General features: G+C 30.5%; 19 protein-coding genes and 1 CRISPR repeat array (1 of these 20 only partly in view). Of the genes, 2 read left to right on the top strand and 17 right to left on the bottom strand.

Annotation, left to right across the window (positions count from 1 at the left end):
- A CRISPR array of direct repeats spans positions 1 to 1,127; the repeat unit is 36 nt; unit sequence GTTTTGGAAGCATTCAATTTAACATAGCACTAAAAC; it begins 361 nt to the left of the window's first position.
- A 116-nt stretch (positions 1,128 to 1,243) separates the two neighbouring features.
- The 9 genes from csn2 to BG261_RS00390 all read right to left on the bottom strand — a co-directional run bounded on the left by csn2 (position 1,244) and on the right by BG261_RS00390 (position 13,605).
- Positions 1,244 to 1,903 carry a type II-A CRISPR-associated protein Csn2 gene (csn2, locus tag BG261_RS00350; RefSeq protein WP_158007162.1) on the bottom strand — a complete coding sequence of 220 codons (660 nt, stop codon included), beginning with the start codon at positions 1,901 to 1,903 and terminating at the stop codon, positions 1,244 to 1,246.
- A complete protein-coding gene (gene cas2 / locus BG261_RS00355) occupies positions 1,890 to 2,234 on the bottom strand; it encodes a CRISPR-associated endonuclease Cas2 (protein WP_070791095.1) in 345 nt (114 codons plus the stop codon). Before cas2 ends, csn2 begins: the two co-directional genes overlap by 14 nt.
- Positions 2,224 to 3,096 (bottom strand): type II CRISPR-associated endonuclease Cas1, encoded by an 873-nt coding sequence (gene cas1, locus BG261_RS00360; protein ID WP_070791097.1) that lies wholly within the window; start codon positions 3,094 to 3,096, stop codon positions 2,224 to 2,226. Before cas1 ends, cas2 begins: the two co-directional genes overlap by 11 nt.
- Positions 3,097 to 3,100: 4 nt before the next feature.
- Positions 3,101 to 7,177 carry a type II CRISPR RNA-guided endonuclease Cas9 gene (gene cas9, locus BG261_RS00365; RefSeq protein ID WP_070791099.1) on the bottom strand — a complete coding sequence of 1,359 codons (4,077 nt, stop codon included), beginning with the start codon at positions 7,175 to 7,177 and terminating at the stop codon, positions 3,101 to 3,103.
- 259 nt (positions 7,178 to 7,436) lie between these two features.
- The gene (ppk1, locus tag BG261_RS00370; RefSeq protein WP_070791101.1) at positions 7,437 to 9,665 is read right to left on the bottom strand and encodes a polyphosphate kinase 1; all 2,229 of its coding nucleotides are present in this window, start codon (positions 9,663 to 9,665) and stop codon (positions 7,437 to 7,439) included.
- On the bottom strand, positions 9,658 to 11,025 hold the full coding sequence (locus BG261_RS00375) for a DUF2252 domain-containing protein (RefSeq protein WP_070791103.1): 1,368 nt from the start codon (positions 11,023 to 11,025) through the stop codon (positions 9,658 to 9,660). The genes ppk1 and BG261_RS00375 overlap by 8 nt, the downstream gene beginning before the upstream one ends.
- A 161-nt stretch (positions 11,026 to 11,186) precedes the next feature.
- Positions 11,187 to 11,801, bottom strand: coding sequence for a TetR/AcrR family transcriptional regulator (locus BG261_RS00380; protein WP_070791105.1), 615 nt, complete (start codon positions 11,799 to 11,801; stop codon positions 11,187 to 11,189).
- Positions 11,802 to 11,811: 10 nt separating this feature from the next.
- Positions 11,812 to 12,507, bottom strand: a complete 696-nt coding sequence (locus BG261_RS00385) for an ABC transporter ATP-binding protein (protein WP_070791421.1) — start codon at positions 12,505 to 12,507, stop codon at positions 11,812 to 11,814.
- A 15-nt stretch (positions 12,508 to 12,522) separates the two neighbouring features.
- Complete coding sequence (locus tag BG261_RS00390; RefSeq protein ID WP_070791107.1) at positions 12,523 to 13,605, bottom strand: ABC transporter permease; 1,083 nt, start codon at positions 13,603 to 13,605, stop codon at positions 12,523 to 12,525.
- Positions 13,606 to 13,763: 158 nt separating this feature from the next.
- Here BG261_RS00390 and BG261_RS00395 point away from each other — a divergent pair, with 158 nt between their 5' ends.
- Complete coding sequence (locus BG261_RS00395) at positions 13,764 to 14,033, top strand: hypothetical protein (protein ID WP_070791109.1); 270 nt, start codon at positions 13,764 to 13,766, stop codon at positions 14,031 to 14,033.
- Positions 14,034 to 14,108: 75 nt separating this feature from the next.
- Positions 14,109 to 14,849 (top strand): putative ABC transporter permease, encoded by a 741-nt coding sequence (locus BG261_RS00400; protein WP_070791111.1) that lies wholly within the window; start codon positions 14,109 to 14,111, stop codon positions 14,847 to 14,849.
- An 88-nt stretch (positions 14,850 to 14,937) separates the two neighbouring features.
- Here BG261_RS00400 and BG261_RS00405 read toward each other — a convergent pair whose 3' ends face one another.
- The 8 genes from BG261_RS00405 to BG261_RS00440 all read right to left on the bottom strand — a co-directional run bounded on the left by BG261_RS00405 (position 14,938) and on the right by BG261_RS00440 (position 22,375).
- Positions 14,938 to 15,786, bottom strand: coding sequence for a YitT family protein (locus tag BG261_RS00405; RefSeq protein WP_070791113.1), 849 nt, complete (start codon positions 15,784 to 15,786; stop codon positions 14,938 to 14,940).
- Positions 15,787 to 15,903: 117 nt separating this feature from the next.
- Positions 15,904 to 16,377: a GNAT family N-acetyltransferase gene (locus BG261_RS00410; protein WP_070791115.1), complete on the bottom strand. Its 474-nt coding sequence runs from the start codon at positions 16,375 to 16,377 to the stop codon at positions 15,904 to 15,906.
- A gap of 27 nt (positions 16,378 to 16,404) precedes the next feature.
- On the bottom strand, positions 16,405 to 17,361 hold the full coding sequence (locus BG261_RS00415; RefSeq protein ID WP_070791117.1) for a C39 family peptidase: 957 nt from the start codon (positions 17,359 to 17,361) through the stop codon (positions 16,405 to 16,407).
- Positions 17,362 to 17,397: 36 nt separating this feature from the next.
- Entirely contained in the window at positions 17,398 to 18,678 is a 1,281-nt protein-coding gene (locus BG261_RS00420) for a hypothetical protein (protein WP_070791119.1), read from the bottom strand.
- A gap of 11 nt (positions 18,679 to 18,689) precedes the next feature.
- Positions 18,690 to 19,514, bottom strand: coding sequence for an ATP-binding cassette domain-containing protein (locus BG261_RS00425; protein ID WP_070791122.1), 825 nt, complete (start codon positions 19,512 to 19,514; stop codon positions 18,690 to 18,692).
- Complete coding sequence (locus tag BG261_RS00430) at positions 19,504 to 19,854, bottom strand: GntR family transcriptional regulator (RefSeq protein ID WP_158007163.1); 351 nt, start codon at positions 19,852 to 19,854, stop codon at positions 19,504 to 19,506. Before BG261_RS00430 ends, BG261_RS00425 begins: the two co-directional genes overlap by 11 nt.
- 175 nt (positions 19,855 to 20,029) lie before the next feature.
- Complete coding sequence (locus BG261_RS00435) at positions 20,030 to 21,403, bottom strand: amino acid permease (RefSeq protein WP_070791126.1); 1,374 nt, start codon at positions 21,401 to 21,403, stop codon at positions 20,030 to 20,032.
- 237 nt (positions 21,404 to 21,640) lie between these two features.
- Complete coding sequence (locus BG261_RS00440) at positions 21,641 to 22,375, bottom strand: MerR family transcriptional regulator (RefSeq protein ID WP_070791128.1); 735 nt, start codon at positions 22,373 to 22,375, stop codon at positions 21,641 to 21,643.
- Between the last annotated feature and the right edge of the window lie 160 nt (positions 22,376 to 22,535).

Consider the following 22,535-nt stretch of genomic DNA (forward strand, 5'->3'; position numbering starts at 1 on the left):
AAAACTTCCAGGCTTCTATATCACACATATCAAGTGTTTTGGAAGCATTCAATTTAACATAGCACTAAAACTCGTAAAAATTATTAATATAGATGTCTATAGTTTTGGAAGCATTCAATTTAACATAGCACTAAAACTATTAGATATGTTTGCTTGCTCTATTAGTCGTTTTGGAAGCATTCAATTTAACATAGCACTAAAACTCATATACTTTCATAAAATCAATTTTTAGCGTTTTGGAAGCATTCAATTTAACATAGCACTAAAACATCTGCTTTGCGTGCATTGATGTGTTTTTTGTTTTGGAAGCATTCAATTTAACATAGCACTAAAACACCTGCTTACTGCTACATCAAATGTCACAAGTTTTGGAAGCATTCAATTTAACATAGCACTAAAACTGTTACTGATAATTAGTTTAATCACTGCAAGTTTTGGAAGCATTCAATTTAACATAGCACTAAAACATACTTAACGCATTAGAGACTACTACAACTGTTTTGGAAGCATTCAATTTAACATAGCACTAAAACTTGATATTAACATTTCATTTAACTTTTCTAGTTTTGGAAGCATTCAATTTAACATAGCACTAAAACCCCTTGTTTTGTATTTCGTCTAACGTATACGTTTTGGAAGCATTCAATTTAACATAGCACTAAAACGTAGTTCGTTGGATCAGAATTTAAAAGATTGTTTTGGAAGCATTCAATTTAACATAGCACTAAAACTTACAAATTTAGGTGTTAATTGGAATGGTGGTTTTGGAAGCATTCAATTTAACATAGCACTAAAACGTGCATGAATGCCTCTCCTATTTTCAACGTGTTTTGGAAGCATTCAATTTAACATAGCACTAAAACTGAGAAGCAAAGAAATGAACTAGCAGACTAGTTTTGGAAGCATTCAATTTAACATAGCACTAAAACTACCTCGTGATTACCGATACAAGAGTGAGAGTTTTGGAAGCATTCAATTTAACATAGCACTAAAACACCTACCTTGCAACACTATCATTTTTAAATGTTTTGGAAGCATTCAATTTAACATAGCACTAAAACAAAAAGTTATAGATGTTCAAAACTTAAAATGTTTTGGAAGCATTCAATTTAACATAGCACTAAAACCTCGTAGAATTTTTCTTTGAGGTTTTTTAGCATGCTATTAACCCTAGCAAGGCTTCAAAATTCAATCTCCCATAGTTTTATTTAACTTATTATATCATAATATTGAACTAATTATATCATAATATTGAACTCATATAAAAATCATCATCTAACATGTATTGTGGAAATCCATACACTTTTCTTGGCTCAACAAGCAAGACTTTTCCTCCTAATAAAGACGAATGCCTTCTCAATTCTTCCATCTCATCTTTTGAAAAATAACATGATACATTAGTTAGTATAAGGAGTTCTTTATTTGGAAGAAATTTATATAAGTTAAGAATATCAATTAGTTTTTCGTACAAACTTGTAGAGCTTTCATTTATTTTAACACCAAGTGACTTTATCAATTCTATATTAGTTATTTCATCAAATGATAAATCCAGAGGATATTCAATAATTTCATCAATTAATAAATTAGATATTTCATTTTTCAGTTGATGAATTTTGTTTCTAAGTTCCAAATTATCCTTAATTTGTCTATCAATGTCACTATATATTGTTTTAAGAACACCAACATTATTAAGTTCAAAGTTTAATATATCATTAATAACTAATATTTTACTTGATTTAACCGCATTGTAATTTTTATCGAAAAGTTTTAAATCCTGCTGATAATCATAATATTTAATATTTTCGATAAACTTGGCAAACACTTTGGTATTTTCAATTGAAAGTATTGTCCAAGAATCTATGTTTATTTTTTCGTCAAAGTAAATATAATTAAGATTCGTCAATGTCATTATCTCCTAAAAAAATTACTCTACTATCTGAATTTGCGACTGAATCATCAAAGTCACCATGAAGATAAATCATTTTTGAGAATTGTTTCTCCGTAACAGTTAGGATAGTTATATTTCCTTTTGATGGATTATTCTTTTTCAATCTTTTAATCAAGGCTTGTGCTGCAGTATTATTCAGTAATAATTTACTGTAAACTGAAAATTGATGCATTAAGAAACCTTCATCAATTAAATATTTTCTAAATTTACGATAACATTTTCTATCTTCTACAGTTTCAGTGGGAAGATCAAACATTAAAATCATCCTCATATATCTATAACTCATAATAAAATTCAGGGATATTGAAAGTTTCTCCATTTAAATTAGAAATTACTTTTTTTGTATAGTCACTAATTATATTCGTTAAATACATATCGCTTTTCTTATAAAAATATGTTTCAGAAAACATATCAAATAAATTTCGCTTTATTTGCTTAAATGGTTTATCTCTGTTTTTATATACAATATCATCAACTATTACTCTAAAAGGTTCCATAATATCACTTGCAAAATTAAAGTCATTAAATTGATTACTATGTTTAAGTCCAAATTGTGTTAAGCAACCGGCTTTAGTTATTTCACGCGCAAAAATTGACATTAAAAGCGTATAGCCGTAGTCTAATCCTGCATTAATATCTGACACATCATCACGAGTAAATTTAGTTCCAAATAATGCATTAAAATAAGTTCTAGCAGAATGACCTTCTCGATTTGTTGGATCATAAGGCTCCAAATCCTTAGCAAAGGCTAAAAGATTTGAAGCTTTATCTTCCATATAATTTTTAGTTAGGTGACTACTTTGGTTAACGATTTTTTGACGAATTATTTCAGTCCATAAATTGACTTTATCATCTATATTCCATCCAACTTGCTTACTTAACTGTAAACTACTATCATGTCGTGCATAGTATGGTGTCAGCATAGATTTTGGTAATCTTTTATCGTCACAAAAAATTACTAATACACCTTCATCTACTAATCTTTTTAAAAGCATGGTTGTAATAACAATATCTGTTGTTTCACAAATTAATACATCAATTTCTGAAAGGTGAATCAACTCTTGGCTTGAAGAGCTACGATATATTAAATGATTATTTTTATAGGATAGTTTACTGTGTGAATTTACTACTACTGTTCTCCATCCCATATATTTAATCTTCTTTCTTGTCTAAATTTCTTCTTGATTCGTACAGACCAGTTATTGAATAATCTATTATTGTTGACTTCAACAACTCATTTACTGATTGATATCTTAATCTATCTAATTTTATATCTTTACCAAAAAATTTAAATCCAGTCGATACTCCTGATTTACAAAAAGCTAACAAATTAATAAACGATTCACATAATAATCTGATTTCGCTCTCTTTATTTGTAATATAAATTTTTTCTAAATCTTTTATTACAGTGGGTTTTAATATATATTTCTCAGAAAATTTAATAATTACATCAAACAATTCATCAAATTGATATCTGAAATTTTTTAAATACTCTTCATTTTCTTCGGAATCTTTTTTACAATACTCTTTTGCCTTATATAAAAGAGTGATAATATTTTCAGGCAATATCAACTGATTGGCTTTATGTGCTTCAATTGAACTTGCAAGATATCTTTTACGTCCATCCTCAAACATATACAAAGAGTACTTAGGTAATTTAGTTAGTACTTTTGCATTAACATATCCTGAATTTATTAAGTAAGATTCCATATTCTTTTCAAAAATATTTTTTTCAGAAATATTGATATTTACAATTTCCAACTTAAATTTATCTTTTTTCACTGTATGACTTATTACGATAGAGTATGCACATCTTGGACTTCCATAGCCACCATATTTTTTGGGATCTAAATTATTCTTCAAATTGCGATACTTGTTTTTTTCTTTTCTAATCTTAGGATTCTCATCCCAAAATTCTCCGCTCTGAATCTCAAGTTTTTTAGTTATATTCATCTGATGACTTCCCAATACTTTTTTAATGGTTGGGATATCAGTTGAACCATTCCATAATATTTCCCCATCATCATTTATAATTGGTTCATTACTTGAGAAAAAGAGCATTAAATTACTATTTAATTTTTTCCTATAAGTAGCCTTATCAGGACCTTTATATGATGATTTTTTAAATTCACCATATACAAAATTGGATTTTAAGTTTGGATAGACTTTTAATATTGTTGTTCCAACAACGCTGTTAAGATATGCATCATGGGCATGGTGCATATCATTAAGCTCTCTTATTTTATAAATACCAAATTGTTTTCTAAATTGACTAGTTAATGCAGATTTCAATGTAATAATATTAACAGCTTCATATTCATCAACTTTTTCATTATTTTCATTCAGATTAAAGTAACTATACAAAATTGCCGCAACATTTTTTGTAATCTGGCGAGTTTCAACAAGCTGTCTATTAATAAATATTTCCTTATCTTGTTGGCTTAGACTACCTTTAGTCAAATTTGCAAGCTTTCTATCACTTAATAATCCAGCTTTATTTAGTCTATACCATTCAATAGACATTTTCTTAATAACATCTTCACTTGGCAGGTTATCAGATTTTCCTGTATTTGAGCGAGAACTTGTAAGCACCCTATTGTCAATAGAATTATCAGTAATAAAGCTTTGTGGAATAATATGGTCAATATGATAATTTGAAAGATTATGTATATCTAAATCTTTACCAGTATAAATATCTTTACCATTCTGCATATAATATAGATAAATTTTATCATTACGATAATCGGTATAATTAGGATTAATCTTTTCAGCATCTTTCCCTAATTCTTTTAAACCATCTTTTATTTTCTTTTCACGAGTTTTTGAGAGTCTAGTCCCTTGGTCAGTTGTTTGGTCTTCACGCGCCATTTCAATAACAATATTTTTAGGCTTTCTCCCCATCACTCTTACAAGTTCCTCAACAATATATAAAGATTGTAAAATACCTTTTTTTATAGCTGGAGATCCTGCCAATGAATCTACGGTATTTTTGAAACTTGAAAAGTCATTTTTCAACTGCTGATCTGTGATTTCTTTCTTAAACGATAATTTATCATCATTTATTAATTGCATAAAGTTTCTATGTGCAGAATCATCCTCTAAAAAATCTAAAATTGTTTTTTGGGTATCTTTGTCATAAATTCCATCAATCAATCTACGAGAAAGTCTCCCCCAACCAGTATAGTGTTTTCGAGAAAGCTTATTTACTGTGGTCTCTCCAATAATATCAGCATATTTGTTTAATTGCTGTTTAATCATCTTTCTGTCTTCAAATACTGTCAAAATTTTAACAATATCTTCTAGCATCTCTTCGTAATCCTCGTTATCAAGGATGTTCCTAGATATACCATTATTGGTTAAGTCAATGTATGTTGAAAAAGATGCATTGAAATTTTTATCAATTCCACTTTCTATTGAGACATCAGCATATTTAAACTCATCTTCTATACATTTAATAAGCTGTTTACTACTTACCTTTTTGCTATTTTTAAATAGTGTGTTAAAAATAACTTTCTTTTGCTTAGTATCTAACCATTGGGGTTCAGAAAAACCACTTGCGATAAATTTAACTTTTGTTAATTCATTAAATACAGTATATTTTTCATATAAAAGTGAATGTTTTGGAAGTACCTTTTCTTTAGGAAGATAGGTATCAAAATTAGTCATTTTTTCAATGAATCTAGTTGCTGAAGTTGCTTCATCAACTATTTCCTTAAAATTCCAGGGTCTAACAGGCTCATCAGATTTTCTTTCAATCCATGAAAAATCTGAATTATTATTTTTTCCAAGTGGACCTACATAGTATGGGATACGAAATTCAAGTATTTGCAGGATTTTATCTTTATTTTCTAATAAAAATGGATAAAATTTACCTTGTCTCTCTATTATTTTTTCGACTTCTCTCATATGAAGTTGATGAGGAATTACTCCATTATCGTAAGTTCTTTGTTTACGCAAGAAAGTTTCATTATCAATTTTTTTTATAAATTTATCTGCATTATCTAATTTTTCAATATTTTTTTTGATAAATGAATAAAAATCTGGTTCTTTTATTCCACCATTAATGTATCCCGCATATCCTTGTTTTGATTCATCTCTAAAAACTTCAAAATATTGTTCAGGTAAACTTTCTTTAATAAATTTCTTAAAATCTGCTAGATCCTTGCTGTGCTCCCTATACCTTTCAACCATACTTGAAGATATTAAAGCTTCTGAATCTGAATTTTCAGTTGATAAAATATTTGAAAGTTCAATAGAATCAAATGATTTTTGAGCAGAATTAAAAATATCTAAATATTCATCTCCGATTAAAGAAATAAGATTTTCTAAATCTTCCTCGTATGTATCTTTAGTTAATTGTAATTTTGCATCCTCAGAATTCTCCAATAGCATTTTAAAGTTAGCTTGGTTTCCAATTATTAATTTAAGAAAATTATGAAATTCTCTATTTTTCTTCTGAGTTGGGAATAAAGAGAGAACATTTTCCACTTTTCTTGCTCTAGATATTTTTTCAGTAAGATATGCTTCAACATCTGTTGATTCATCAACTGGATTGAAGTATGAGCCATCAGGTTGTAATGAAAATAGTTCATTATATTCACTTAAGAATTCTTTGAATGCTGATGCAACATTTGAGTTTTCTGGATTAAATTTACCCTCAATTAAAAAATGTCCACGGTATTTAATTGCATGATGAATAGCCAGATATACTAGACGTAAATCAGCTTTCCCATCTTTATCAAATCCAAAAAGATTCCTCTCTCCATCAACAAGTGACTTACGCAAATGATAAATGGTCGGATAATCCTTATAATATTGACTCTCTTCATTAGGAGTAGGAAATAAAGGATGTTTTTCCTTGATACTTTTGTCTTCAATTTGATAGAAACTTTCAATCATTCTTCCAAAAAAGTTTCTATCATTTTTTTCAATTTCAGAAGAAAATATTTCTTGTAAATATGATATTCTATTTGCTCTTCTTTCAAGTCTACGCCCCGTAGTTCTATACAATCTTCTATTTTCAGCTGTTTTAGCAGAATCAAATAGTCTGACGCCCCAAAAGTTTTTCTTTAAATATTTAACATCTGTATTCCCTGAAATTTTCATTCTTTTTCTAGGAATTGTATAATCATCATTCATCACAGCCCAACCAACTGAATTTGTACCTATATCTAGCCCAATAGTATAGTCTTTTGCTGAATCCAATTTTGTTTCATTTTTCTTTGTCATACAACTCTCCTTGTGATATTTATATTTATATTATATCAGTAAATTCTTCAAAATAAAGCGTTTACAAATATAATTTTTATGATATAATAAGTTTGTTAATAAAAATATTGGAAGTATTCGAATTAACATAGCGAGTTAAAATAAGGTTTATCCGTATTCAACTTTCAAAGTATGCCTGTCTCGGGCATTTTTTTATTGTATAAATTCTATTATAAGACCCATCAAATTTTAATTGATGGGTCTTTTCATATTCCGTTTACTATAAAATCCATTGAGTTATAAGAACAACGATAATTACAAGTAAGATAATCATTACAATATTATAGAGCTTACTAAATTGGAAATTATCAGCATTTTTATTATTTACTTCATATCTGTCAGTTCTTCTTACTGGTACTGGGGTTTCTATTGGTTTTAACTTCATTGTATCAACCTGTTGTCCAGCTTCAGCAATCTTCATAAATGTTTCTTGTGAACTTATTTTTTCAGCTACTTGCAGTTTCTTATATCTTCCATCTTTATTAAGATAGTATGCACCTTTTGTATCGGATGCAAAAATATTGATAATATTTGCAAGTTTAGTCTTAAGTTCCTTGTCTTTAATTGGAGTCGCAATCTCAACACGGTCTTCCATATTACGAGTCATAAGATCGGCTGAAGCAATCCAAAGTTCAGCATCATCAACGCTATTTTCACCGCCCCAGTAGAAACCATAGATTCTACTGTGCTCGAGGAAACGTCCCACGATACTTGAAATTACTACATCTTCCTTATCACCACAAATACCAACCTTCATACAACATGCACCACGTATAACAAGGCGTATAGGCACCCCAGCTTTAGCAGCACTGTATAAGGCATCGATAATATTTCTATCGGTCAAAGCATTTGCTTTGAAAAAGATTTTCCCTTTTCCTGTTCTCAAATAATGCTTCTTCATGAGTTTGATTTTTTCCAAAATCATTGGCTTAAGTAAAGTAGGTGAGGTCGAGATTAACTTATAATCAGGAACTTCAATATCATTTACCATGTAATTGAAGAATTGTTCAACATCATCAATGTATTCTTCATCACATGTGAGTAAAGATAAATCCGTGTAGACTTTAGACGTATCTTCATTATAATTACCTGTTCCAAGATGAGCATAACCCTTAGTACCATTCTCAGTCTTCTTGACAATAAGCATGGCTTTACTATGTGTTTTTAAATCTTCTTTACCAAAGCTTACATAACATCCTGCATCGGTCAATTGATCAACTAAAGCAATATTATTTTCTTCATCAAATCTTGCCTTAAGTTCAATGACTACTGTGACCTGGATACCACTTTTAGCAGCATTTACAAGTTGTGCGATTACCTCTGATTCATCTGCGACACGGTAAATTGTTTGTTTTATTGCAATAGTATTTGGATCATCTACCGCTTCCTTCAACAGTTCAATTACAAAATCAAATGATTCATATGGATGTTGGAAGAGTAGAGTTTCATTATCGATTTTTTCAAAAATATCGCGATTTGGTTTTGGTTCAATCGGATGAAATGGTGGATAGATAAGTTCTGGATATGATTTTGAATATCTTTTAATTAGACCAAATAAGAAAGTTAAATCAATTGGTCCTTGGATGTTATAACTCGACTTTTTCTCCAAGCCTAACATATCGTTTAAGATAGCTATATCAGTTGAGTGTTGGTTAATGTTATCTCCCGAATACTCTAAACGTGTTGGTCTTCCCTTCTCACGCTGCTTGACATACATCTTAACCCAGTCCAAAACATCAGTTTCTATGTCGCTATCAAGTTCTATATCTTTATCACGTGTAATTCTAAAAACAAATTGATTGATGATTGTGTTATCTGGCAATATCTTGTCGATATTGTTCATGATCAAATCTTCTAGAAAAACATATCTGTCTTCTTTGATAAGAGGAATAAGTCTATCGAGCTTATCTGAAATAGGAATAACTGTTGTAATTTCTTCCCCTTCATAAAAAGAACGGATATAAATATTTAATTCCCCATCAACGTAACTTGGCTGTGCATGATATTGGTCAAATTGAATGCTTGTTAGGCATGAAAAGATATTTTCATCAAAATGCTCATCAAGAACTTCTTTTTCTTGATTAGAGAGCTCAGAATATTCGCGGATACCAAATACTTCCTCATCATCTAAAATATCGATTAGATTAAAGTAATTTGTATATTGAATATCAACATTCTTTCGGTTTCTTTCACAAATTTGATCACGAATATCTTTTTGTAAGTGGCCTGTTTTATTATCACGCGCTTGTGGTGCAACTCTTATTATTTCTTGGATACTAGGAACTCGAACGCTATAATACTCATCAAGGTTATTTGAAGCAATAGCTAAAAATCTTAGACGTTCGAGAAGTGGAATTGACTCATCACGAGATTGATTGATAACCCTTCTGTTAAATAAGAGCCAGCTTAGATCTCGATTATAATATTTTGAAAAAATTTGTTCACTCATCTTCTAACCTTTTTAAAAAGTCCTTATAATCATTAAGTACTTGCTTTCTATAGTTTTTTGAGTATGTTACAAATGCATCAGCCATCCAATCTTGACTATCTAAATATCCAATTATCATTGGGAATGATGGTGACTGACTGTGTGCACGGGCAAGTAAGATTATACAAACGTCAACATAACCCCTAAATGAATCCCAATCTAGTTTATCTAACTTGATTGATCCTTTCATATCTCTAAATTGACGAACGTAAAAGTATTTATCTTCAGTTTTAAAGTTACCAAGAAACGGATCTGAAGCAGACTGTAAAATCTTTTGGCAATTAACGATATTCAATCCTTGTTGATCCTTATTTGCATATACCTCATGACCATCAGTGATTGGAAGTGCTTCTTTTATTTGTAGAACAAGATAAGAACCATCATTATTTTGTAACAGCATTAAGAAACAAAGTGTTCCAACGCTCCCTACACCGACAGCATGACGAACAATATCAATCACACGGCATTGAGATAGATATAACTTAATATTACTTGGTAGGTTATTCTTATATTCTTCATATCCAGTTACAATTGTTAAATAATCAGATTGGCTAACGTGCTTAGTAACGGGAGAATTCTCAATAAATTTCCTCTTACCATTCTCATCAACTTCTGTAAATTTCTCAACTGCAGAGTTTGAATCTTTGTGCACTGCTTTTTTTACTGCCTTTTTCAAAAGTTTTTGTGTACTCTCGTCACTCTCATTACCAAAGGTTTGAACAATGTTTTCAACCGTATTTGGGAATAACATTCTTTCTATTGATGGTAGCTTGGCAATATTTTTCAATGCTTCTTTATAGACATCAACAGCCTTTTTCAAAAAGATTTCTGCATCATTCTTAGGAAGATTTTGACTGTCCGCAATTAATAAAGCACTTACTAAAAAACGCTTAAGATCATATTCCCAATAGCTAACTCTTGATTCATCAAAATCGTTAACATCAAAAAGGAGCTGTCTTTCAGGAGAAGAATAGAATCCAAAATTAGCAAGATGAGCATCTCCACAAATTATTCCATCAATTCCGGTTTTATAACCGTTATTTAAGTCATAAGCCATAACGTCTGCTGTTCCACGAAAGAAAGCGAAAGTATTGGCTGACATTCTTTGATATTTAATAGGAAGTAACTCTTTAACTAATAACTTTTCTCTAATAGCAAGAATATCAAAAACATTTCTTTTCTTGACCTCAAAATTACTTAGTTCATCATAAGTAACTTCCTTACCAATAGAAGTCCCTTCTTTAATCAAATATTCATGACTTTGATAATGATCTGTTGCTATAAAATTATATGGCGCAATTTCTTTAATTTTTTTTGCCATCTTATCTCCTTAAACTACTTGTCTGTCAAAACTCTTATAATTTTCAAACTTTTATATGTATAGTCCCTATTATAGGAAAATTAAGTAAAAATATCAATGGAGAACTATAGTCTTTTCACAAAAATAGGGTGTCAGAACTATTTGTTCAACACCCTATTTCCTTATAATATTCCTGATTTCAACCAAGAAACCTTCATTTGATAATCACAAATTAACTGATTTTCATCCCAGCTGTTGGCTAGATAAGTCTTTAAACAATTTGTTACAAGTTCCATAATGAAAAAAAGAAATGTCATCCCTTCTTCCTTTGTTTGAATTTTTGTAAAGTTATTTTCATCTACAATTTTCATCCAAGAATCAATCATTTTATACTGTGAGTTTTCAGAATTCGCTGCAATTGGAATTCTTTTGTAAGAACGAAGTGAATCATTAGTCAAAAGGAAAACCATATCCTTAAAATCTTGACTATCTTCATCCAGACTTGAAATCCATCTCAAATAATCTTCAATTCCCGCAAATAAATCTGTTTGTTTTTGATAAATAAACTCCATTATTTTTCTATGAAGTTTCATATATTTATCTCTCACCACGTACTCATGAGCATCGGCCAAATCTTCAAAATAGTTATAAAAACTACCTCGAGCCATATTCATTTGACTTACAATGTCTGCAACCTTTACCTGACTAATATGATTTGCTGAAAAAACATTAAATAATACTTGATCAAGTTGACTTTTTTTCGACTCCCCAAGACGATAAAAGGCTTCTTTAGGCATTCACTTTCCCCTATTCTATATCTTCAATATTTACCTCTTTAAGTATTCCATCTTCCATGTGGTAAACTCTGTCACTCCATTTTATCATACGAGTATCATGAGTTACCATAACTGTTGCTTTTTTATTTTCATGTGTTTCTTTAACTAAAAGTTTTACAACATCATAAGCATGCTCTGTGTCTAAACTTGCTGTTGGTTCATCAGCCAAAATTAGACTTGGATTATTGAATAATGCACGACCAATAGCTACACGTTGACGCTCACCACCGGATAAATCACGTGGATATTTATCTTTCAAATCTAAAATATCAAGAGATTTAAGTATCTCATCAATTCTAGTATCTTCATTTTTCTTCTTTTCAACATTATCAACTAGATAAAATTGTTCCTTAACTGTAAGGAATGGGATTAAGTTTGAAGATTGAAGGATAAAACCAATTTCTTCAAAACGTAATTTTGAGCGTTTCTTTTCTGACAGGTTAGTAAAATCTTTATCATTGATAATAATTTTACCACTTGTGGGGCTTTGAAGTCCCCCAGCTATTGTAAGAAATGTTGATTTCCCTGAACCTGAAGGTCCAATGATACTCACAAATTCACCTTCCTTAACCTTGAAATTTACATCCTTAAGGGCTGTAATTTTAGTGCGTCCGTTTCCAAAGTCTTTTGTGATGTGATCCATCACTAATACATCTTTATTTGTCATTTTCATTAATCTCCTTTATCCGATTGCCTTGATTGGATCTACTTTAGCAACTGTTCTGATTGAGAATAAACCACCAAGAGCTGAAACTAAGATTAGAACTGCACCATATAACAACCATTGTTTAAAGTCGATGGCAAATGGCATAGCTTCTGGCAATATCATACTTGTTAGATATGCAAGAACGAAACCTACAAGTACTCCGATAAATCCTACTAACACTGATTGCCAAACGATTGATTTAGCTATAAATCCGTTTGAAATACCTTGAGCCTTCATGACACCGAAGATTGATGTTTTTTGGATGGTCATAACATACATGAAGATACCAATTACAGCTGCAACAATTACAAATAAGAAGTAAATCATAGACATAAGAGTTAAGTTTTGAGCTGCATAACCTGGCATTTTTTGAATGAAGGCTGGAATATCCATCTCTTTAATTTTTGAATCTTCATCGTTATTAGTGATAGACTTTATATCACCTTTTGAAAGAATTGCATTGATTGGTTTGTCGCCATCACTTGCAAATGGTTGTTTACCATACTTGATTTTTGTCCAAGTTTCAAGATTTGTATAAATTACTGGTGTAACTGCATAATAGGTTTTGTTAAAGATACCAACAACTTCTACTTCGTTTTCCAAATTACCAAGTTTTACCTTATCTCCAACTTTCAATCCTTTGTCAGCTAAGTTTTGAGAAATAATAATTTGATTTTCCTTAGTTAATTTATTTCCTTCAAGAATTTCTGGAAGATAGAATGCATTGTCTGATGCTCCAAATACAGAAACATTAACCTTGTCATCTTGACCATCAACATCAATAGCACCACTATAAAGACCGATAGGCGCTTTATCACTTGAATCTACTCTATCCAAATCTTTTCTTTTAAGTTGGCTAGCAGCAAATACACTATTTGAATCCTCAGAGAGTACTATTTGGCTCGCCCCCCAATCTTCTGCTTCTTGCTTAAATTGATCTGAAAGACCAGTCGCAAGTCCTGAAAGAATAAATGCTAAATATGAAATTAAAAACATTACTCCAATTACTAATACATAACGAAATTTCGAAAACTTCATTTCCTTAATGGCTAAAAACATTATTGCCTCCTATAAAAATTTATTTATGTGATTAATTTACTCCAAAAATGACAAAGTGTCAAAACATTTGTCTGACACTTTGTCATTTTTATAAATTTAATCAATTTTCAGTAAAAATATATTATAATTAACTTACAAATATATGTTAAGGAGTCATTATGAAGTATAAATTAACTAACTATAAGGTCGATATTGATGAAGAAAATAATGAAAAAATTCTTCAGGCTCAATATTTCCTTGAGGATCAATGGGGAAGTAAAATAGATTTTTTATTTGATGGTAATATCTATGAGACAGTACCAATTGATGATATTAACGACTTTGCAAATTTTCTAAGTCAGATTAAATATGAAATTGGCTGTAACGAATTGTCTAAAGAGCAGCTTTATAATAGCATCGAAAAATTCCTAAAAATAAGTAATAGTTAAGTCAGATATATAAATCAATGCAATTTTTCCTACTTTATGGTATAAATTGAATTATCTAATTTAAGGAGATTATACATGTTACAAGATTTTTGGCAATTATTTATGATTTTTCTAGTCTATGCAGTAATCGGATGGCTATGGGAAACATTCTACTGCTCACTAAAATCAGGACATTTTGTTTATAGAGGATTTTTACTTGGTCCATACTGTCCTGTATATGGATTTGGAGTTTGTGGAGTTTTACTTCTAACTCCTAAAAGCTACGGTTCAACTCTTGAACTCTATCTTTATTCAATCGTAATCGCAACTGTCATTGAATATATCGCAAGCTATCTATTGGAAAAACTTTTCAATATGAAACTTTGGGACTATTCTGATGTTCCATTTAATATTAATGGTCGAGTTGCACTCCCTGTATCAATTTTTTGGGGATTCGGTTGTGTAATTTTAATAAAATACATTGAACCATTCATTGGTGGTCATATTACTAATTTTATTAATTCTACTAAAGGTATCGCACCTGCAATCTTATTTGTTTTATTTATGGCAGATGTTATAAGCTCACTTGAATTCTCACACTCTACTAAAAATGAAGTTGCTTCTCAAGTTGATAAAAATGACCCAGAAAATGCATCAGCAAAAGAATGGCGCTGGGATCATATCATTAAGAATCATCAAGAATCTGACTCTCATAAGAAAATTTCTGCACACTTCAAAAACAAAACAAGTTTACGTGATAAACACATTAAACGTTTACTTAAAAACTATCCTAATATGAAATTTACAAAAGGAAGCAAGGGTTCAAGAGTTAAATAATTTTTAAGATCTCACTTGAGGTCTTTTTTAGTCCATTAAAAAAAGTAGTCTAAACTTCAGAGACTACTTATTTTAATAGATATTGAATTTATTCCACGTGTGTATATGTGAAACCACGTCCTAGTACTTCCGACACGTTACTTACAATTACAAAGGCATTCGGATCTACCGACTCAATAATTCGCTTGATAGTCAGAAATTCCTGATTATCAACTACAATCATCAGTACTTGCTTGCTTTCATTTTTGTAGCCGCCTTTGGCCTCAAGGAAAGTTAGACCACGATCAATTTTATTGTTAAGGCACTGTTGAATGGCTGGTAGTTTATCCTCACTCATTATCAGGATTTCCTTCTTACGATTTGTCCCAGTTTCAATATATGACATCACTATTGAGGTAATAATAATCGAAAGAATTGCATATAAGAATGACTCGATGCCGAAAACGACGAGGTTTAGGAAAACAACTATCGCATCTGTCATGAGAAGACCAACCGACTTATCGATATTGAAGTACTTCTGCAAGATTAGTGGAGGAATTGTTGTCCCACCAGCTGATGAGTCGTTGTTATAAAGAATACTTACACCATAAGCGAATATGGCGCTACCAAATAATACCGATAATAATTTATCACTTGTGAGCATCATTTCTGGCACAATTGCGATTGCGACCGGAAAAGCTAGGCTACCAAATAGAACCTTCAAAAATGATTCCTTACCAAGAAAAACAAGGGCAAGAATAAGCATGACAATATTTAGAGCAAGTACAACACCTGCACGACTAAAACCGAATGCATATTCCATCAAAATCCCGAGACCACTAACTCCACCTGCTGCAATTTGATGCGGTCCTAAAAACATATTTATGGCAAAAGCCAAAAGTAAGAGGGCAAATATTATCTTCACATAGCCCCAAATTTTATTTTTTATATCCAAAATAGTCCTCCTTTAAGTTATAAGACTATCTTATATGTTAACATCTTTTTTGGTCAAAAAGCAAGTATTGTGCCACAATTTAGAATATTTAAACAGAATAGTTTGTTTAAACAGATAAAACTAGTTGATGCGTTTAGACATTTTGATAAATGGATAAACACCACCATTTGTAGCTTGATTGTATAATTCTATATCCTTAAAACCATGATTCAAATACAATTTGTGGGCTCTCTTATTGAATTCAGCTACTGCCAGGTTAATTTGCTTAATTTTGAAGTTTTGATTAATATAATCAAGAATTATTTGGAAAAATTGATCTCCAATCCCCTTTCCTGTTAAATTAGGTTTTAATCCAAGACCAATTTCTAATTCATCGCCACTTTCAAAAAGGCAAAAATATCCAATCAATTCATTATCTGAAAGAATTTGATAGTAATTTTGTCCACGACCTTCCGAACTTATCAGTTGCTCATAATCTTCTGGATCCTCCGTCATATTATAAAATGAATAGGGTTCTTCATACTTCCAAGTATCAGCTATCACTTCTGCATTCTTTTGTGATAACTGATTTATTTCAACATTTGTTAATTTCATTTTTATTCCTCATTAGTGACAACAAATTTACCAAGCATAATTAGGTTCCATACAAGGTATCATTGCTTCAAGCAATTCTTTGGGAGTCACTTTCTTTAGACCTCCATATTTAGCATCTTGCATATATGGAGAAGGGTCAATGTAATATATATATTCAATATCTGTTCCATCTGAATTTGTTAAATATCCATTACCAATAAGATTATGTTCTCCCGTCCTATTATCATACATACGTGAATTGTCGATAGTGTAATATAATGGATAACCATTATCAATATTTTCTTTTACTCTTTCTTTAAATAATTTCAAGTCTTCTGAGTTTTGATCTGCACATTTAACTGTAGCAATTCTATAACCATCCTGATTATTAGCAGGTATTTCATATCCAAATAAGTGTTTATTCAAAACTCTAATTGCATCTTTATTGTGAGTACCAAAATCATCCGTTGTTCCCATTTCCAAAGCCAGTTGATCTTGCGATATATTTTTTCCTCTAGTTGAAAGAATCATACTCACAGCTGTTGGTGCACAAGTTGTTGCTTTTTGCTGAATTTGCTGATTAACATTGATATATTTTCTCGTCGCTTTTTTTGAATCATTTGTATTACTTTCGTTTGCATTATTTTCTTCTGTAGAACCACTTAAAAACTTATCTGCTATCTCATCTGAAATTGGTGGGTTTTCTTTTACATAATTATCAGGATATGAGCCACCATTTTTTTCAAGTTCTTCCTTTTGCTTGACTTTTTCATCCCAAGTATCCCCACTTCCAGTAGAATCAGTTGCCTCAATTTTATCAATTCCATTCTCACTATTATTAGAGGAACTCGAGACACTTGATACACTTGATACACTTGATTGAAGTATCTCAATTTTTTGATTTTTATCTTTTTCGTTAGAAAAGTCTTTGCCAATTAAAGCATATGTGACCCCAGATAGAACAGTAAAACAGACAGTGATTAAAATAATTTCTCTTTTTTTCATTTTTTCCCTCCGTTTATATATTGTTTATATAAAAATCTATTTATTTTTTCTTTTAAAGATTAAATAAGAATCAAAATTTAATATTAACTTTCCAAATAGAACAATAACAAATATCCCAATAATTATATATATTAAATTATTTGTACTAAATGATGAGCTAGTAACACTTGGCATAAACAAATCAAAAGTTGTTAAGAAAACGATAAATAAGTAAAACGGAATGCTTAATTTCTTTAATCTGATGAACCTCTCATCCTGTTCCGATGAATATTTCAGGTTCATAAAATATATAATTGGAATAATTATTACTGATAAAATTATTAAAGTAATTATAAATTTAAAATTACTAAGATATTTATCTAAATCACCTCTATATTTTGATGAGAGATTATTAACAAAAAGTATTATTGCAGGGATACTAAATACTGTAGTTAAAATCTTATAAATTGATTTTCCAATTAATGCATCAATAAACATTATGAATATGGTTAAAATTAAAGCTAAAGCTACTATCTGTTTTCCATTTTCAATTAAACCTCTTACGGGTATATTTACATATTTATTTGGAATAAATAATCCTCGAGTCATGTGTGTAATAATAGACATTAAAGTTATCATTAAAATAGAACCTAAGGCAAAATAAATAAATTGCGAAAAAAGTAGTTTATTCCGGTTTCTACCTCTTTGAACATAAAAAAGTGAAAATTTACGTCCCTGATCTAAGCACATAATTAGTAATAAGAGTGGTGCAATAATTAACACAAAGCTCATAATAGCGGAGTTGTTGATACTTACAAAAAAATATGTTGAATTTTCAGGCCCAAAAATAAAGCCATTGTTATATTCTGGAGTTGGATTATAGAAATTAAGCAATTTATTCCTATACTCCTCAAATGAATTTGGTAAGTATTGCAATACATTCTTAGCGCTCAATCTATTTTTTAATTCACTAGTATTAAGGTTATGTTCGTTCACATATGAAGACTTTCCAAATGTTGAAGCAGCAACATAATCATATGACCAGACTTTATCTGAATTAACTTCTTTTGGACTACCAGTTTCTGAAAACTGTGAACTAAAAAAATCTATACTGTGGTAATCATCTTTCCCATGACCATTTTTTACAAGTTCTTCAACCTGACTTTTAAAAGTATGATAATCTTTTTCATTTGTATAATTATAAACATTTTCTCTATAAGAATTCCAATTAGATTGGTCAGTGATCATACCAATTACCCCAACCAATATAATACAAATATAAACTCCTAATATGTAAAACTTTCTTAAATTCCAATATGCTTTTAATGACTTGATCATAGTCCCTCCCCTTAACTAAATTCTATACGGAAAACATCTTCTGTTGTCACTTGCAAAACCTCTACAAATTGATATGTAGAAGTATCTGAGAAGATTTTTTCTATTTCATCTTCGGGCATTATAACAAGCCAAACTCTTCCCCTTTTTTCAATAACTTTAGCGACATCGGTAAGATTAGAGGGAAGTATATCTTCATCGTAAACAAATTGAACTTTTACCTGTTCTTCCTCCACTGGATCATAAATCTTAATTTTATTATCCTTTATAAATAAGATGCTATCAGCTAAACTATCTAACTCAGCTAAATTATGAGTGGCTATCAAAACAGTTGATTCTGTACGTCCAACATTTTCAATAAGTAAACTCTTAACTTTATCTTTAATAAAAACATCAAGTCCATCTAACGGCTCGTCTAGTAGTATATACTTTGCCCCTGATGCAATACCACAAGCAATATATAGCAGCGCTTGCTGTCCCTTTGAAAATGAAGAAATCATTTTGTCTACAGGCAGGTCTGCATCTCTTAAAATATTATAAAATTCATCTCTTTTAAATTTTGGCAAATATGCTGAGATTATATCAGCAATAACCTTTGGAGAATAATTAGTCATAAAGTTTGATAGTGGGTCAACATAAAATACATCATCAACAGGGACAATAATTTCTCCTGTTGTGGGTAGCATTTCACTTGAAATAATCTTCAGTAAGGTCGTTTTCCCAGATCCATTTTTCCCAACAACACCTATTATTTTTGAGTCAGGAATCTCAAAACTAACATCATCTAAAATTAATTTCCCACTTATCTCTTTTGATACATTTCTTAATTTAAGCATCATTTACAACTCCTCTTATAACTTCCACTAATTCATCTTTACTAACACCTAGTTTCATTATATCTTTAACCATTTTAGTTAGTTCATCAAGCATATCCTGTTTTTGTACTTGATTTAACTTATTGACATCCTCACTAACGAAATTCCCCTTGTTGGGCATTGCTACAATAACTCCCTCTCTTTCAAGAAGTTGATAGCTTTTAGCAATCGTATTAGGATTAACACCCTCTTCTACAGCCATAGCTCGAACAGATAAGAGTTGATCCCCTGGATTCAACTTTCCTTTAACAATATCAAGTTTTATTTTTTCAGCAACTTGCTCATAAATAGGTAATTTACTCATCATACCTCCTATATATTATATGTACTATTTCATATAGTACGGTACCCCTATGTGTATTATTATAAATGGTACGGATTAAAAAGTCAACTAAAAATATAATTTTTTATTAACTCTTCATAATTCATAAAAAGAGCATAAAAAAAGTTATCGAAAATTCGATAACTTTTAGAAATATCTATTTAATTTGCTTTTTTCTATTTGTATTCCTACTTAATACATAAAGTGAAGCATACCAGACAATTGCAAGAACTGCTGCAAATTGTGTTTCTTTTGTAGTTAGTAAGATAATAAATATGAAAGCTAAGAATGCTAGTGTTAAATAATCAGTTAATGGCGCACCTGGCATCTTGAATTTTTGAGGTCCATTTTTAAAATCATCAGATTGACGATATTTAAGATGGGCATAAACAAGTGTCATGTAAATTCCAATAAAGGCTGCAGATGCAATTGATGTGATTATTTCAAATGCTCCTTCCGGTAAAAGAATACTTACAATTACAGCAATACCAATTAGAACTGTAGAGCAGATAATAGCATTCAAAGGAAGTTTATTTCTACTAAGTTTTGAGAATGGACTCTTTGGATTTTCATGAGTTAGAGAGTACAACATTCGTCCAGTTGCAAATATTCCACTGTTTAATGAAGATGCTGCTGCAGTTAATACAACGAAATTAATAATTCCAGCTGCTGCCGTAACCCCAATTCCTGCAAATACTTGTACAAATGGTGATTCATCAGCATTATAATTAGTCCAAGGTTGAATACACATAATAGCTAGCAATGCTCCAACATAAAAAATTAATATACGCATGATGATTGAATTAATTGCTTTAGGGATTACTTTATCAGGATCTTTAGCTTCTGCCGCTGTAGTACCAACAAACTCAATACCTAGGAAAGCAAAGAATACCATCTTGAAGGCAGGTAATAAATGTTTCCCATGGTCAGCAACAAAACCATATTTCCATAAATTTGATAGGCTTGCGACACCGGCTGATGTTCTTGTATGGGTTACAACCATAAATATACCAGTAGCAATCATGGCTAAAATCGCAATAATTTTAATCATGGCAAACCAAAATTCTGTTTCTCCAAATGCTCCTACTGCAATGATATTAATACCAAATAAGACTATTAAGAAAATTACCTCCCATATCCAAACAGGAATCGTTGGAAACCAATATTTCATGTAGATACCTATGGCCGTAAGCTCGGCCATGGCTATTACAATCCAGCCAATCCAGTATGTCCAACCGATTACTAACTGTGCTCGTTTTCCAAGATATTTTTCAATAAAAGCGATAAAAGTGGGCTGATTAGTATCAGTCAACATTAACTCACCCAGTGCTCGCATCATCCAGAACATAAATATCCCAGTAATGATATAAATTAATACTATCGATGGTCCTGCTGCTTGTATTGATCTTCCAGCTCCCAGAAACAGACCTGTACCAATTGTTCCCCCAAGAGCAATCATCTCAACGTGACGACCACTGAGTCCTCGTTCTAAGGCTGCTTTATCATCCTTATTTACTTGTTTTTCACCCATCTTTTTCCTCACTTCTTTTTTAAAATGTGATTTCTTTGTATATTTCAAATATATTACAGTATTATAGACTAAGATTTACCAAATTTCAATTATTTTCATAATATTTAAACTTCTACTTTATTTATTGAAAGCGTACACTTCCCTTTAAATCAAAGCTTTATGGACCTTAAAAAAATTATTTTTATTAATTAATTTTGTACAAAAAATCGGTATATTTGTATATACCAATTTTCATTATTATGCATATTTTCTGATCGTATCAACCATGTATTTCATTCCACCATTAATTACATCATCATAGTATTTTGCAAATCTTTCGTCGCATTCATACATATCAGCAAGTCCTAAATGATATTCTTTTGAATAATTAGGATAATATATTTCTAACCATTCTTTATGTAGAGCAAAAAGTTTTTTGGCTTTTTCATCTTCAATACTCACTTCTTCTGCTACAAGTTGAGTCAACAGTTCATTAATTTGAAGACGTAATTCTTCCGCACTATCAAATATTTTATCGCCTGAGGCACGTAGATAATCATTTGCTTGATTAATTACTTGATCACCATACTTTTCTCGAATTTCTTGTCCATATTTTGCTTCATTATCTGCAATAACTGCATTAACATTTTTAAAATCTTTTTCCATGATTTTCTCACCTTCTATTTTTCTTTGTAAATCATCAAGAATTTTATTTAGGTCGTCTCTTTTTTTCTTTAACCTATCAATTTGCTCCATATAAATTTGATATTCTGATGTATTTTCATTAAAAAATATTTCTGATATCTTCTTCAAAGGAATATCTAGGCTGCGATATAGTTGAATTTGATATAGTTTTTCGACGTCAGAATCACTATATTGACGATAATCATTTATTTCGTTTCTAGACGGATTAATTAAATCTAATTCTTCATAGTATCTTAGACTTCTTTCCGTTAATCCAGTAAGTTTTGATACTTCCTTAATATTTTTCACCCAAAGTGCCTCCTTGTTCTTTACAAATATCAGTATATTCCTTTACGTAAGGTGAAGGTCAAGTCTTTTATTAAATAATATCATAAATATTTTCTTTAATCTGTCATATACACTTCTCTAGTTATAATCAAAAAAGACATCCGAAGATGTCTAAATCATA

The organism is Floricoccus tropicus (assembly GCF_001832905.1).
Taxonomy (GTDB): domain Bacteria; phylum Bacillota; class Bacilli; order Lactobacillales; family Streptococcaceae; genus Floricoccus; species Floricoccus tropicus.

Coding starts and splice junctions, on each gene's coding strand:
- BG261_RS00425 (WP_070791122.1), bottom strand. CDS start 19,514: ATGATGCTTAAATTAAGAAATGTATCAAAAGAGATAAGTGGGAAATTA.
- BG261_RS00410 (WP_070791115.1), bottom strand. CDS start 16,377: ATGAAATTAACAAATGTTGAAATAAATCAGTTATCACAAAAGAATGCA.
- BG261_RS00385 (WP_070791421.1), bottom strand. CDS start 12,507: ATGACAAATAAAGATGTATTAGTGATGGATCACATCACAAAAGACTTT.
- ppk1 (WP_070791101.1), bottom strand. CDS start 9,665: ATGAGTGAACAAATTTTTTCAAAATATTATAATCGAGATCTAAGCTGG.
- BG261_RS00400 (WP_070791111.1), top strand. CDS start 14,109: ATGTTACAAGATTTTTGGCAATTATTTATGATTTTTCTAGTCTATGCA.
- BG261_RS00395 (WP_070791109.1), top strand. CDS start 13,764: ATGAAGTATAAATTAACTAACTATAAGGTCGATATTGATGAAGAAAAT.
- BG261_RS00375 (WP_070791103.1), bottom strand. CDS start 11,025: ATGGCAAAAAAAATTAAAGAAATTGCGCCATATAATTTTATAGCAACA.
- cas9 (WP_070791099.1), bottom strand. CDS start 7,177: ATGACAAAGAAAAATGAAACAAAATTGGATTCAGCAAAAGACTATACT.
- cas1 (WP_070791097.1), bottom strand. CDS start 3,096: ATGGGATGGAGAACAGTAGTAGTAAATTCACACAGTAAACTATCCTAT.
- BG261_RS00430 (WP_158007163.1), bottom strand. CDS start 19,854: ATGAGTAAATTACCTATTTATGAGCAAGTTGCTGAAAAAATAAAACTT.
- BG261_RS00390 (WP_070791107.1), bottom strand. CDS start 13,605: ATGTTTTTAGCCATTAAGGAAATGAAGTTTTCGAAATTTCGTTATGTA.
- BG261_RS00420 (WP_070791119.1), bottom strand. CDS start 18,678: ATGATCAAGTCATTAAAAGCATATTGGAATTTAAGAAAGTTTTACATA.
- BG261_RS00380 (WP_070791105.1), bottom strand. CDS start 11,801: ATGCCTAAAGAAGCCTTTTATCGTCTTGGGGAGTCGAAAAAAAGTCAA.
- BG261_RS00415 (WP_070791117.1), bottom strand. CDS start 17,361: ATGAAAAAAAGAGAAATTATTTTAATCACTGTCTGTTTTACTGTTCTA.
- cas2 (WP_070791095.1), bottom strand. CDS start 2,234: ATGAGTTATAGATATATGAGGATGATTTTAATGTTTGATCTTCCCACT.
- BG261_RS00435 (WP_070791126.1), bottom strand. CDS start 21,403: ATGGGTGAAAAACAAGTAAATAAGGATGATAAAGCAGCCTTAGAACGA.